A 13,028-nucleotide genomic window follows, 5' to 3' on the forward strand; every position below is an offset into this window, starting at 1 on the left:
ATCAGCACATGGTTTTAGCGCTAAGGATAAAATTAGAAATCCGAGTATGAAACTGAAGTTTTTCATTTGTCTTACAAATATAGTAGAAAAGATTTTTGATGTTGTAGAAATGTTTCTTTTTGTGTACTAAATAATACTATAATTTGAAAAAACTGTATTGTATGAACCCTATTTCCTTTGAAAAATCGCGTGTAGTTAGTTTTAGCGATGCTGTCTTTTCTATTGCGATGACTTTGTTAGTGTTAGAAGTTGCTATCCCCAATTCTGAAGAAGTAAGACAGCAACATCTGAGCACTATTTTAGGCAATCGAATTCCTAGTTTTATTGGTCTTGTTGTTAGTTTTTTAGTGACCGCTTTGTATTGGATTGCACACATGCGAATTATGCGATATGTGAAAGAAGTAAGTTATACATTGCTCTGGCTTAATATTTTTTTACTCCTTTTTATAGTACTACTGCCCTTTTCTACAGGATTGTATGTGAGAGGTTTTAATGCAGTTTCACCATTCGCTTTTTATTGTTTCAATCTGTCTGCCATTGGTTTTTTTAATTTTTTGATGATTCGATACATCGCAAAAAAAGAACCCGAAATTACACCGCTTACAGGTCAATGGGAAAAAGCACGTGCGCTAAATAGTACCTTGGTTTGGGTTTTATCAGGCTTTTTGGCATTTGTTATTCCAATACCATCCCGATTTACTTTTGTGTTGATTTTTATATTTCAACCGCTGATCAATCGTTATTTTAAAAAGAAAATAGCCAAACAAGAAGCTGTTTCGGAATGATTCTAAACGTTTTAGATTATTTAATCCATTCCAGGAAAGCTAGTTACAAACTTAACTTTCATATCTGCAAAATTCTCAGCGACATATACTTTTAAATCTTCGCCGTATTCTACGACTTGCCATTCGCCGCAATCATCCGCAAAGCTTTCTACTAGTTTTACTTTAATATCTGGGAAACTATTGACTATTTTAATTTTTACATCTGCATTGCTCGCTCTTTCTACAAAACGAATTTTTCCATAGAGTTTTTTCCCTTCATAAGTACAATCATCTTGTTGTAATGGTATGGATGAAGCAGAAATACAAACTAAGCTTACGGTTAGCATGCATAAAAATTGAAAGATACGTTTCATGTCAAATGATTTTTTGTAAGGTACTAATTTTCTAAAATAATCATCAAATGAAACACAAAAAACGAACCGAAGTCAGTCATGGTTAGAAAAACTCCAATCATGACTGAACCGAAGTTCGTTTATGTATTCATAAATTTAAGACAGTCTGTATTAGCATGCTTCAACAATAGAAAAGATTGGTTCTGGATCTGGATTTTCAATCGGAGGTAAAGAAGTTTCAATTGGAGGCAATGGACATATTTGCTCAGTATAACATCCAGCGGTATTTAATCCTCCTTTTATTTCTTTTTTGTTGAGATGAGAGATTAATTTTTTGTTCAATTTTAACGAATTAAGATTTACTTTCTTCATTTCTAATTATGTTTTGTAGTTAATAATGATCCAAATGAATGAAGAAAATGTAGCATTGAAAAGGAATGCAATTGACGGTTCATAAACTGTCAATGAAGTGAACATTTTTAGAGGTAAAGTCTTAAAAAAGCACTAAGAAAGTTCTTTGTTTGCAGAACTAAATTAATTGTTTTTTGAATTGTAAATTGAATGCAGTACGCTGTTAAAGACTCCTGAAAACGAACAATATATTTTGTAATCCGTTTTATTGAGATTGAAAGTAAAATGATCTTCCTTTGTTTTTAAGGCAATTTTTTTATTTATAAAAACGTGATTGCCTACGCCGCCATAATGATAATCGAAAAGAATTTCTGTTTTTTTTAAATCATCATATTTTAAATCATCTTGATGTTTAAGCAGTAATTGTTTGGCTTTGGTGAATACTTTTTTAGATTTAAATATATTGGTTTCATAAATAATAATCTCTTTGTCAATCAAAAGATGTATTAGAATTCCGCCTTCGTTTCCCATTGCGCCAACTTCTGCCATTTCTGCAAATAGGATATCGGTAACGGATATGTTTTTAAGTGTTTTTCTAGTTAATTCTAAAGTATTTAGATGGTCCATAATACGATTGCAATTCGTGTATTTATTGAATTAGATACGCGAAACTCTTACTTTTTTCTTTTTTAAACGAGTATTATTTGTAGCTTCAATGACTTCTTTTACTTTGGACGCTTTTACAGCCACAAATGCACAATCGCTTTTAAGCTCAATCATGCCCAATTCGTCTTTGCTTAAGTTTCCTTGTTTGATGAATAAACCAGCAATGTCACCTTTGGAAATTTTGTCTTTTCTTCCACCAGAAATAAATAAAGTTTTCCAGCCAGATGCTTTTGGCCTTTTGGTTGCTGGAATTTCTTCTACTACTTCCACTTCCGATATAAAATCGGGTACAGTTTCGTTTTCCCATTGCAATACAAAAGCCGTTCCTTCTGCATGCATACGAGCCGTACGACCGTTACGATGTGTGAATTCTTGACTTTTTAATGGCAATTGATAATGAATGATGAATTTAATCTCTGGGACATCAATTCCACGCGCAGCCAAATCGGTTGCAATAATAAGTTGATGTGTTCCGTTTCGAAATTTTATCAAAGCACGTTCACGATCTTTTTGTTCCATTCCTCCGTAAAAACAACCATGTGGAATGCCGTTATTGTTGAGAAAGTCACTTACGTACTGAATGGTATTTTTGAAATTACAAAAGATAATTCCAGGTTGATTCGCCATGAGCGAAATCGTATTTAATAAAGTATCAAGTTTGTCTTTTGTGGGCGAAAGTATCCGTTTTACGTCTAATTTAGCAATTGCTTCCCCTAAATAATTGATCGTTAACGGATTGATCATTCCGACAAATTGCGGAATTTCCATGTCTTTCGTTGCAGATGTCAACACGCGTTTTTCAATTTTTGGCAACAACGAAATAATGTCTTTCATTTCATCTTCGAAACCAACTTCTAAAGATTTGTCAAATTCATCCAATACCAAGGTTTTTACATAATTTGTACTAAACGTTTCTCTACGCAAATGATCGGCAACTCTTCCTGGTGTTCCTACTAAAATGGCAGGACGATGTTTTAAATCGACTTTATCTTTAGAAAAATTACGTCCACCATATACTTCATTGACTTTGAAACCTGTTCCCATTTCGCGCGTTACTTGCGAAATTTGAATTGCCAATTCGCGCGAAGGCGCTAAAATAATGACTTGCACTTCTTCTTTTGAAGCATCTAATTCGGCTAAAATTGGGATTAAAAAAGCCAAAGTTTTACCTGTTCCAGTTGGAGATAACAGAATGGTATTTGGATGCGAACTTATAGATAATTTCGCTTCTTCTTGCATGTCATTGAGGTTTGAAATCCCCAATTTTGCTAAGATATCGCGCTGATTTTTAATATTTTTTGACATGCTGCAAAAGTACAGCTATTTGTATTAATTGAAACATTTTCTGATTGAAAAATGTAACATTCAATCAGAAACGACAAAATCAACAGTAACCTAAGTAAAGTAAGGTATTCCCTTATGTTTTTTGGTGGGTAATTTTGTATTTTTATGTGGAATATAAAAAAAGAAATCATGAGAAAAAAAGAAATCAAATCGTTACGTTTAAAAAAATCAGTTATTTCAAGTTTCAATTCAGAAAATGCAAAAGGCGGAGTTTCGGGCGCATGTACGTCAAGTGTGAATCCACATGAGTGTTATTTTGCATGTCCAGAATCTGTGTACGCAGCTTGTTAATGACTAGAATATGTAAAAAATCGAGAACAGTTTAAACATACTTAAACTGTTCTCGATTTTTTATTTAGAAATGAATTAATTACCTATTCTTCTACTTCTTCAAATTTGTAAATTAATAACTGACTTTGAAAGTTCATAGGCAATGCCAAGAGTTTTTGCTCAGGAATGTATAAAATATCTCCTACACTTTGTCCTACTGTTAAAAGATCTTCTACAAGTCCTTCTCCATTGACTTTCATTATTTTACCAGTTCGCCAAGCAGAAATTACCAAGTTGTCTTTATCATATACTTGCACACCATCAAGATTTCCGAGTGTATCTTTTGACACTTTCATAATTTCCTTAGAAGTCATGTTTACTTTTAAGAGGTTTCCACTTTGTTTTTTAGCGCCATTTGGACCCAACAAATTTCCCCAAGCGGCAACATACATATCGTTTTGTACTTGTAAAAGCCCGTTTGGATGTTCTAAATCTTCCGATTGTAACCATTGCGAAAATGTTCCGTCTGTTTGTAGCATGTATATTGAAGAATTTCTTGTATCGGATACGTATATATTTCCATCTGAAGCAACGGCAACATCATTTAAAAACATGGTACCTTCTGTTGTGTGTTTTTTTATGACTTTTCCCGTTTTTAAGTCTGCTTCCACTAAAACTGTGACATCAGTTACATATAATTTATCGTTAGTTATTGCAATTCCTTTTGGGTCATTTAGTCCTTTTACAAAGCTTTTATTTATTATTTTTCCATCTAAAGAAATTTTAGCAATACTTCCATCACCATTTTTATCATCTCCAATTAAGGAAGCGTACAATACGTTTTCGTTTTTATTATAGACAACAGATTCACAATGTGTTAAACCATTTACTTCATGTGCTAGTTTAGGTGTTAATATTATCGTTTTCTTTTCTTCTTTTGGCACTTTTTTAGCATCTTTATTTTTGCTATTACACGCAATAATAAATACGGATAGTAATGCTATTTTACATATATTTTTCATGAATCGGTTTTTAAATTTGTCCCTAAATTACGGAATCAAAATTTAATATTTATGATGAACTTTTAGTATTTTGCAAACCATGAGAACTTTACAACAATACTTATTATTTACTTTCCGATCTGTTCTATTTTGGATTTTTGCGTTTTGTTTTATGATTATCATTCGCTATTTCGGAATTTTTGAAGAAAAAGGCGTCAGTATTCTTCCTAAATACGAACTTCCTATACAAGATTTGTTGCTGTATGTAGGCTTATCTTCTATTCCATTCGGTATTTTTTATGCAGCTGTTGAGTTTTTGTTTGATCGGTATTTAGCAAAACGACTTTCGTTAGGTATTATTATTTTCACAAAAACGTTTTTGTACCTTATTACATTAATCCTTTTAGTGAGTTATGTTGTGGAATATACTGGTTATATGTTGGATGTTTCACTTACGGAAGAACGCGGTTGGTGGCGTACCAATAAGACTTTTTGGTCTATTATGATTTACTTTGTCATTGCTTCTTTGGTGTTTTCTTTTATAAGAATTGCAAATGAAAAATTTGGTCCTGGTGTGTTTATTAAAATGTTGCTTGGAAAGTATCGAAAACCGCAAGAAGAGAAACGAATTTTTATGTTTCTTGATTTGAAATCTTCCACTACAATTGCCGAAAATTTAGGGCATTATAAGTACAGTCAGCTTATTCAAGATTGTTTTTATGATTTGAATGTAATTATACGAAAGTACGATGCCGAAATTTATCAATATGTTGGTGATGAAGCGGTATTGAGTTGGTCTTATAAACGTGGAATTAAGCGAAGTAATGCTTTAGAATTGTACTTTGCATTTAATGTACGCATTGGAAGTAGAAGTGAATATTACCAAGAAAAATACGGTTTACTTCCGAAATTTAAAGCAGGAATTCATGGCGGAACCTTGATGGTTACTGAGGTTGGGAGTATTAAAAAAGAAATTGCGTATCATGGTGATGTTATTAACACGACAGCGCGAATTCAATCGCAATGCAACACTTACAAAGCCAATGTATTGATTTCGGAATCATTATTAAACGATATTGATATTTCCAATAAGTATGTTACTAAAAATATAGATGATTTATTGCTGAAAGGAAAAGCGAAAACCGTTAATATTCATAGTGTTACAAAAGTTTAATTTTTGAGATTTAATCTTTGTTATTTTTACTAAATACTCTTCCGTTTTGTAGTAACGAACGTATCATTTCGTTGTATTCATTTCCCATTGGCAATTCCATATCTACTTTTAGTTCGTTTCTAATGGCTATTTCTTTTTGGTTTGTTGTAGGATTGAAACCTACTTTTTCAACTTCACTCCAATAAAAACCGACACCTCTTTTTTGCCATTTTGGGAAATCATTGAAATTCATTCCTTCTTTAAATAACATTTCATTTTTAAAAGCAACCGATTTTCCTTCAATTTGCTTTGTCGCTTCTTTTGCTGTATAGTTTTTATTCCTTAACATCCAATAACAATGTGCATTTAAAGAGTTTCTGTGCGCATCTTCATTTCGCCATCTAAAATAATCGATGACATCTTCTTTTCTTGGAAGTTGCGAAATTCGACAGTCAAACGCACCTATATCACCTAATAAAAGTGAAAATTTAGCACTTGCTTCTCCTGCTAATATAGAATTGTATTTTCTCGTTTTTCTTGAAAAAACCGTTGTATTAATATCAAAAAGCAGTGAGATTTCGTCACTTTCTGTATATCCGTATATGACTTCAAATCCACAATTCATAAGGTGTTTTACAGTTTCGATCATTAAATCTCTAAACTTAATGTCAAATGGTCTTTCAAAATTTTGTTTTTCTTTTGTTAAGCGTGTAAAACTTCTTCCATCAATTCGTGCAACCATATAAACATTAGGAAGTACGCAAAAATCGTGTGCCGTTTCGTATACACGTAATTTACTATCTAAGTCGCTAAATTTCATCTTTCCATGGTGTTATTTCAAATGTATCATCAACGATTTTCACAAAATAGAGTTCATCAAATCCTTCCTCAAATTTTGGCAGTACAAGTTTATTGAATGTTCCTTTAATTCCAATTTCAGGAATTCTTTTTTTACCTACTCGCCTATTATTTCTCTCGATTGCTTTTTTAATTTCCGAACTGAAATAATAACCAATTACTTTATACTTGTGCTGCTTGGCTTTTTCTATGAATTCCTTTCTTGTTTGTACTTCTGGATTCGTATTGTCAATGACAAATTTAGATTGCGTGTCAAAACAAGTCTGTAAAAATTGATTCTGCTTGTTTTTTGTGTTTAATTGATCTAAGCTAATTCTGATATGTGTGTCAAAAAAGTGGTTTTTATAGAAAGTGGTTTTTCCAGCTGCTTGAATTCCTATAAAAATGATTGATTCCATCTTATTTTCTTGGTTTTTAGGGTATAAATATACTTTTAATATTGCTACACTTTATTGTAAATGCTTTTAAAAGTTAATCCGTTTCTTCCAGAAAAAAGAATTCATTTACTGGTTTTTTAAAAAGTTCGCTCAATTTCAATGACAACACTGTAGAAGGCACATAACGTCCTTTTTCTATTGAATTGATCGTTTGCCTAGAAACTCCTATTTTTTTGGCTAAATCGTCTTGTGTAAGGTCTAAAATAGCGCGTTCTATCTTGATACGATTCTTCATTACAGTCTTTTTTTAATCATATAGAAAAATAATAAGTACATCGTTAACAGAAACCATAATACTTGAAAATCGCCAAGATCAGTTAGCGGTTCTTTATCTTTTTCTACAATTAATGATACCATGTAATTAATTGCAGGTTGCAGCAGCGTATACACAACTCCTGCTATAAATGCCATTGAAAACGCTTGTCCACGTATGATGCGAATCATTTCGTCTTCTACTTTTTCTTTTGCTATTGCTACGAATAACAATCCTACCAATATAACACGTTTTAATATAAATTTGATGGTTTCTGAAATTTCTAAGTCAAATAGCTTTCGTGAAATTAGGAAAACAATAGACACTGCTACCAATACGATTCCTATTTTTTTGAATGAATGTGGTAATCCAAAGTTCTTAAATTTCTCAAATCTTCTTTCTTCTGCTTCGCAAAATGTTTCTTTTGCCATGACATGTTTGTTTTATAATTGACAATTTTATTTGATATAATGACAAATATACTTTACATTTTGTAAAAAACAAGTGCTATTTTTGTTTTTTTTAATTTTAGATTGTTAAATGTACTTCACTTCAACAAACTTAATGCAAGTGCTTTTTTAGAATATGAGCATCGGCTTCGCCTGTTAGATTGCCTCGTTCTTGGAATTTGATAATAAAATTAGCTTTCGGTTCGTCTTTATGCACATTTTATAAGAACATGTTAGTTTTTCTAATTAAAAATTTACTTAATCATAAGTTTTTAAAGGATTTCTGATGGTCTTGGAAGGTCATTATTTATAAGAAAACACGTATATTGTAATCCCCAAATCACTAAACTAACATGAAATTATCAACGAAAATATTAATTCTAATCATATACTGCTTCAGTTTACCTTTGCAAGGTCAAACACAAGATTTGGATTCTAATTCTAATTCAAATAATCTTAATTCTATTTTAGACGTATTACCAAAAATATCTAAAGACTCTACAAAAGCTGAGATTACTAAACATGTAGACGTCATGATAAGATTAATGGGTGATGAATTTTACAAAGCAAATTATGCGCCAATTTTAATTTATGCTGACAAAGGTTTGGCCTTAGCAAAAAAGAGTTCAAATGTGAATCATATTCACGAAACTAGATCAGTTGTAGGGAATACTTTAATAAAATTTAAAGATACAATAAAAGCAAAGAAAATATTTTTAGAGTCTTTAAAGTATGCAGAAAAAACAAATGATAGTTCTCTTATTTTAAGGTCAAAAGGTAATTTGGCAAATGTCTATTACCACATGGATAGCTATAGAAATAAAACGATAGAAATATATCTGGAAAGTATCAAATTTGCAGAACGATTAAAAGACACAACACGCTTATTTGTATTGCATCATAACTTAGCACGCGCTTTTAATGAAAAAGAAAAACCTGATCGTAGTAATTATCACATAGAAAAGACAACATACTATTTGAATTTATTAGGAAATCCACCTCACTATCAAGCAAGTCATTTTCATAATATTGGACTAAAATTTTTATTGCTTAATAAACCTGATGAAGCGATAAAAAACTTTAAAAAAACAATTGCTCTTTGTAAGAATACTGAATTTACTGAAGCTTTAGTAGAAGGCTACACTGGCTACAGAGACGCTTTAGAAATGAAAAAAGATTATAAAGAATTTTATAATATTAATAAAATTCTTAAAGTCTATGAAGAAGGAAAAGAAGAAAGTGACGCTAAAAATATTATTGATGCTGTAAATGCGAAATTAAGTGTAGAGCGCTATAAAAATCAGATTAAAACTAATGAGTTAGAAAAAGTACTTTTAGTGCAACAAGCAGAGCGAAAAAATATTTTTTTCGTACTCTCCATAGCTACCGTTGCTTTTTTAGTTTTAATATTAGTAATAACATACGTTTCTAGCAAAAGAAGAAAAGCACTAGTAGCAGATTTAAAAATTAAAAATAAACAGTATTTAATAGCTAAAAAAGAAAGTGAAGAGTTTGCAAAGACGAAGACTAAATTCTTTGCTACAGTAAGCCACGAATTACGAACGCCATTATACGGCGTCATTGGTTTAAGTTCTATTTTACTTGAAAATGAGGATTTAAAAAAGCATGAAAAAGATTTAAAATCATTGAAGTTTTCAGCTAATTATTTGCTCACTCTTGTTAATGATTTACTACATATTAATAAGATTGAAAATAAAAGCTTTATAGAGGAAGATAGTACGTTTAATCTAAAAACTCTAATGTCTAGAATAGTCTCTTCATTCGAGTACATAACACTACAACACCAAAACGAAATTAGTATAAAGTTCCATAAAGAGGTTCCTTTGTTATTAAAATGTAACTCAGTACAGTTGTCTCAAATACTTATGAATCTAATAGGCAACGCCTGTAAGTTTACAGAGAAAGGAAAGATTGATATTGTTATAGAACTATTAGAAAGCACAGATACTGTTGCAAAGCTGAAATTTAAAATTAAGGATACTGGTCCTGGTATTGAAAAAACTAAATTAAATCACGTTTTTAATGAATTTGCGCAAATAGATTCGTCGTCTTCCAATTATCAAGGCACTGGTCTAGGTTTACCAATTGTTAAAAAACTTATAGAGCAAGCCAACGGAACTATTACGGTAGAAAGCGAACTTGGAAAAGGTAGTACGTTTACTTTTACTATGAATATGCAAATTTCTAACGAGCCTTTAGAACTAAATCCACCTCCTATTTTAGATTTTAAACAATTAGAATTCAAAAGAGTACTGATTGTAGAAGATAATCGTATCAACCAAACTGTTACAAAGCGTATTCTAGAAAGTGAAGGAGTTGTTTGTACTATTGCAGAAAATGGAGAAAAAGCTGTGAGCGCAGTTAAAAAGGCTACATTTGATTTAATATTAATGGATATTAATATGCCTGTAAAAAATGGTATTGAAGCTAGTAAAGACATTAGGCAGTTTAATACCACTATTCCAATAATTGCACTTACTGCCGTGGATATAGAAGAACAAAAAAATCAAATCTTCGAATGTGGTATGAATGACATTATTTTAAAACCTTATGATATAGATTTATTCAAAAAGACAATTACCACTAACTTAAATTCCAAATTAGAAAGTGAACTTTAAAAATGAGTTTATAACTTTTTAAGTTTAGCCTATACAACGAGATCTAAAACTTCCAATTCATACTTAGGTTGATCGTTCTCATACGAAAACAACTTAGAGTAATCCATAATGTTTGAAATGCCTTCAAGCTCGCACAAATAAGCTATTACAGCAGAAAGTCCGTTAAAAAGGAGTTCTTTATCTCTCGGATTGGCAGGTTTATCATTTTTGTGATGATATGGAAGTTGATATCCGCAAGCTTTCAAGAAAACGGCTTCTATATTTAATAATTCTAAAGGTGTATATCCACCAAACTTACGCCCGAAACTTTGACGTACTTTGCCCACATAATTGAGTGTTAGTGAGCCGTGATCGTCTGAAAGATGTTTCCAACTATCGGTATTGTCTAAAATATTTCCAACAGCGCATTGTTTACAACATTCCGGGTTAATCATGTTGTTATGAAAAGCTTCATACAATTTTTTAATAGCGTTCTCAAATCGTTTAGAAAGTATCATATTGCCAATTTTCTTAGTCAAAAGATACAAAAAACTTGTAAAATAGATGCTTAAAAATGTACAAGAAGCTTCTTAATTGTAATAAGTCTAAATTGAGTTATGTGAAAATTAATCTTCTTCTTTAACAATAATCATAGTGGCTTTGATACCTGTAGTTAGGTTCCACTCGTTTGCAGAAATAAGTTCACCTTTGTCATTGTACACGCGGAATTCTGCTGTATTTGGTCCTGAAGAACCTTGATTTAACGCTTGAAAGTCTATTTTATTAAATCCTTTTTTAAGCGGAATGTCAATTTTTTTATAAACAGCTTCCAATCGGATATTTTCTATCACTACAACATCGTTCAAATATACGCGAACTCTGTCGCCATCAACAAATTCGTGATCTCTACATACAATTTTTACAAACTTTCCATTACTCTTAAAGTCGCCCAAGTACTGCTCTACTTTGTATTCAGGTTGAATTTGTTTGTCTCTGTTGTTTAATTTTCGCTCAAACTCTTTGTTTCGCGTTGCAAACTGTTCGTTTCCAATAAAGTCAATTTCTTTTTCTTCTTTGAGAGATGCACTTTTAGATTTTGGCAATTGAATTAAACTAGAACGCTTGTTTACCAGCAAACTAGGCGTTTTAAACTCCATAAAATTTGGCGCTTTCTTTTGAGGCTTTAAAGGTTCTGTTGCTTTTGGGAAAGGTAATTTTATACGACCTTTTGTAATATCGACATCCGTAATTTTTGTTTTCGTGCTATCCTTTTGCGCATGCATAGTTAGCATACCTAATAAGATACAGATGAAAGTTACACGAAATTTTAATTTTAAATGATTCACGGACAAAGTGCTGATTTCTTGATCAATTACAAATACGTCTTACAATAGTACGCATTTTTTTAATTACTCATTAATATCTTAACACACAATTATCATTCCAATTTAAAATTCTTAACTCCATTCAATTTCAGCAAGTTCTAAATGCACTATTTTTTTGATTCCTAAATTGATGTTTTTTCGTTTCCAAAACCCACTATTTGGATGATGCACTTGGTATTCAACATCAATTACACGCGATAATTCTTGCGAAATAATTCCTTTAAAAGCACGTGTACTTCCATTTACATAATAATCAAACTTGTACTGTTTAAGGAAGTTCATAAAGTCGTTTCGATACTTTAAATTAATCCAACCGTAAAACCAAAAATTTAAACGTGTTTGATTGCTTCCCGTTTTTCCCAATAAATAATGTAGTGATGTTTGATAAGGCACCAATGTGTAAAATGTGACTTCAAAATTAGAGAGTTTTTCTTCCGAAACTTGGCTCATCAATTCAAGGAAACCTGTTTTGAAACTTTGAAAATAACCTGCAAGCGGATTCATGGCTCTGAAATCATTTTTATAATCAAATTCATTTTTATCAGGCGCTTCTACCGTGAAAAGTACTTTTGTATAATTGATATTTTCTGAAGGTTCTGATTGCGGTTTACCGTTTTCAATCCAAAATGTCCAAGGTTTTACCAAATGCGGAACTCTAAAAAAACGATCCTTTATAATGACAAAATCACTTTGTACATCAAAAAACTCTTCGTTTTCATTCGTAATCAGCTTAAAATCATCAACTTTAAGGCTCGTTACACGTTTACTTTTACGATTGTATACAGGAATCGTTTGAACAATTTTCATATAAGGGAATACTTTTGCAGTGCATATTTAAGTATTCTAAATCAAAATCAAAACTATTTTTTTTAACAACCAATTTGTTAATTTCTTTTTAAGAAAAGTCAAAAAGCTATAAAAAGTGAAAGAGAGCACTAGGCTCTCTTTCGGGTTTAGGGGGAATTTCTTTCTTGAAAAATTACAAGAATACTACAAATGTAATTATATTCTTACTAAAAATGCTTTTGTAAAGTTCAGAAAACGAAAGCTTTCGGTGAAATGCAAATTATTATCGTCGAAGTATGTTTTGATAGGCTTGGTAAAATCTTAGCATAAAAAAACGTCC

At 31.3% G+C, this 13,028-nt stretch carries 16 protein-coding genes; 4 read left to right on the plus strand and 12 right to left on the minus strand.

Translation table 11 applies throughout. The features are described from left to right. The first annotated feature begins 161 nt into the window (after positions 1–161). Positions 162–785 (plus strand): TMEM175 family protein, encoded by a 624-nt coding sequence (locus tag AB8B65_RS19380; RefSeq protein WP_405302935.1) that lies wholly within the window; start codon positions 162–164, stop codon positions 783–785. A 20-nt stretch (positions 786–805) separates the two neighbouring features. On the opposite strand, the gene AB8B65_RS19385 is transcribed toward AB8B65_RS19380, so the two are convergent. The 4 genes from AB8B65_RS19385 to AB8B65_RS19400 all read right to left on the minus strand — a co-directional run bounded on the left by AB8B65_RS19385 (position 806) and on the right by AB8B65_RS19400 (position 3,439). Next, a complete protein-coding gene (locus tag AB8B65_RS19385) occupies positions 806–1,138 on the minus strand; it encodes a hypothetical protein (RefSeq protein WP_405302936.1) in 333 nt (110 codons plus the stop codon). Between the two features lie 150 nt (positions 1,139–1,288). Continuing rightward, positions 1,289–1,489, minus strand: a complete 201-nt coding sequence (locus tag AB8B65_RS19390) for a hypothetical protein (RefSeq protein ID WP_405302937.1) — start codon at positions 1,487–1,489, stop codon at positions 1,289–1,291. Positions 1,490–1,651: 162 nt separating this feature from the next. Continuing rightward, on the minus strand, positions 1,652–2,095 hold the full coding sequence (locus AB8B65_RS19395; protein WP_405302938.1) for a hypothetical protein: 444 nt from the start codon (positions 2,093–2,095) through the stop codon (positions 1,652–1,654). A gap of 30 nt (positions 2,096–2,125) precedes the next feature. Beyond that, entirely contained in the window at positions 2,126–3,439 is a 1,314-nt protein-coding gene (locus AB8B65_RS19400) for a DEAD/DEAH box helicase (protein ID WP_405302939.1), read from the minus strand. A gap of 168 nt (positions 3,440–3,607) precedes the next feature. Here AB8B65_RS19400 and AB8B65_RS19405 point away from each other — a divergent pair, with 168 nt between their 5' ends. After that, positions 3,608–3,769, plus strand: a complete 162-nt coding sequence (locus AB8B65_RS19405; protein WP_405302940.1) for a hypothetical protein — start codon at positions 3,608–3,610, stop codon at positions 3,767–3,769. Between the two features lie 83 nt (positions 3,770–3,852). On the opposite strand, the gene AB8B65_RS19410 is transcribed toward AB8B65_RS19405, so the two are convergent. After that, a complete protein-coding gene (locus AB8B65_RS19410) occupies positions 3,853–4,770 on the minus strand; it encodes an SMP-30/gluconolactonase/LRE family protein (protein WP_405302941.1) in 918 nt (305 codons plus the stop codon). 79 nt (positions 4,771–4,849) lie between these two features. On the opposite strand from AB8B65_RS19410, the gene AB8B65_RS19415 reads away from it, so the two are divergent. Continuing rightward, positions 4,850–5,923 (plus strand): adenylate/guanylate cyclase domain-containing protein, encoded by a 1,074-nt coding sequence (locus AB8B65_RS19415; RefSeq protein ID WP_405302942.1) that lies wholly within the window; start codon positions 4,850–4,852, stop codon positions 5,921–5,923. 10 nt (positions 5,924–5,933) lie between these two features. Here AB8B65_RS19415 and AB8B65_RS19420 read toward each other — a convergent pair whose 3' ends face one another. From AB8B65_RS19420 to AB8B65_RS19435, 4 genes are all read right to left on the minus strand, one after another. After that, entirely contained in the window at positions 5,934–6,722 is a 789-nt protein-coding gene (locus AB8B65_RS19420; protein ID WP_405302943.1) for a tRNA(His) guanylyltransferase Thg1 family protein, read from the minus strand. Further along, the gene (locus AB8B65_RS19425) at positions 6,712–7,158 is read right to left on the minus strand and encodes an AAA family ATPase (RefSeq protein ID WP_405302944.1); all 447 of its coding nucleotides are present in this window, start codon (positions 7,156–7,158) and stop codon (positions 6,712–6,714) included. Before AB8B65_RS19425 ends, AB8B65_RS19420 begins: the two co-directional genes overlap by 11 nt. Positions 7,159–7,231: 73 nt before the next feature. Beyond that, positions 7,232–7,432, minus strand: coding sequence for a helix-turn-helix transcriptional regulator (locus AB8B65_RS19430; RefSeq protein ID WP_298518980.1), 201 nt, complete (start codon positions 7,430–7,432; stop codon positions 7,232–7,234). After that, positions 7,432–7,881 carry a hypothetical protein gene (locus AB8B65_RS19435; protein ID WP_405302945.1) on the minus strand — a complete coding sequence of 150 codons (450 nt, stop codon included), beginning with the start codon at positions 7,879–7,881 and terminating at the stop codon, positions 7,432–7,434. Before AB8B65_RS19435 ends, AB8B65_RS19430 begins: the two co-directional genes overlap by 1 nt. Before the next feature lie 371 nt (positions 7,882–8,252). On the opposite strand from AB8B65_RS19435, the gene AB8B65_RS19440 reads away from it, so the two are divergent. Next, positions 8,253–10,538: an ATP-binding protein gene (locus AB8B65_RS19440; protein ID WP_405302946.1), complete on the plus strand. Its 2,286-nt coding sequence runs from the start codon at positions 8,253–8,255 to the stop codon at positions 10,536–10,538. A gap of 29 nt (positions 10,539–10,567) precedes the next feature. Here AB8B65_RS19440 and AB8B65_RS19445 read toward each other — a convergent pair whose 3' ends face one another. From AB8B65_RS19445 to AB8B65_RS19455, 3 genes are all read right to left on the minus strand, one after another. Then, positions 10,568–11,035 carry a Na(+)-translocating NADH-quinone reductase subunit F gene (locus AB8B65_RS19445; protein WP_405302947.1) on the minus strand — a complete coding sequence of 156 codons (468 nt, stop codon included), beginning with the start codon at positions 11,033–11,035 and terminating at the stop codon, positions 10,568–10,570. Between the two features lie 108 nt (positions 11,036–11,143). Beyond that, a complete protein-coding gene (locus tag AB8B65_RS19450; protein WP_405302948.1) occupies positions 11,144–11,800 on the minus strand; it encodes a hypothetical protein in 657 nt (218 codons plus the stop codon). Positions 11,801–11,974: 174 nt separating this feature from the next. Then, positions 11,975–12,709, minus strand: coding sequence for a hypothetical protein (locus tag AB8B65_RS19455; RefSeq protein WP_405302949.1), 735 nt, complete (start codon positions 12,707–12,709; stop codon positions 11,975–11,977). Positions 12,710–13,028: the final 319 nt, after the last annotated feature.

Origin of the sequence: Kordia sp. (genome assembly GCF_045105435.1) — a bacterium.
Lineage (GTDB): Bacteria > Bacteroidota > Bacteroidia > Flavobacteriales > Flavobacteriaceae > Kordia.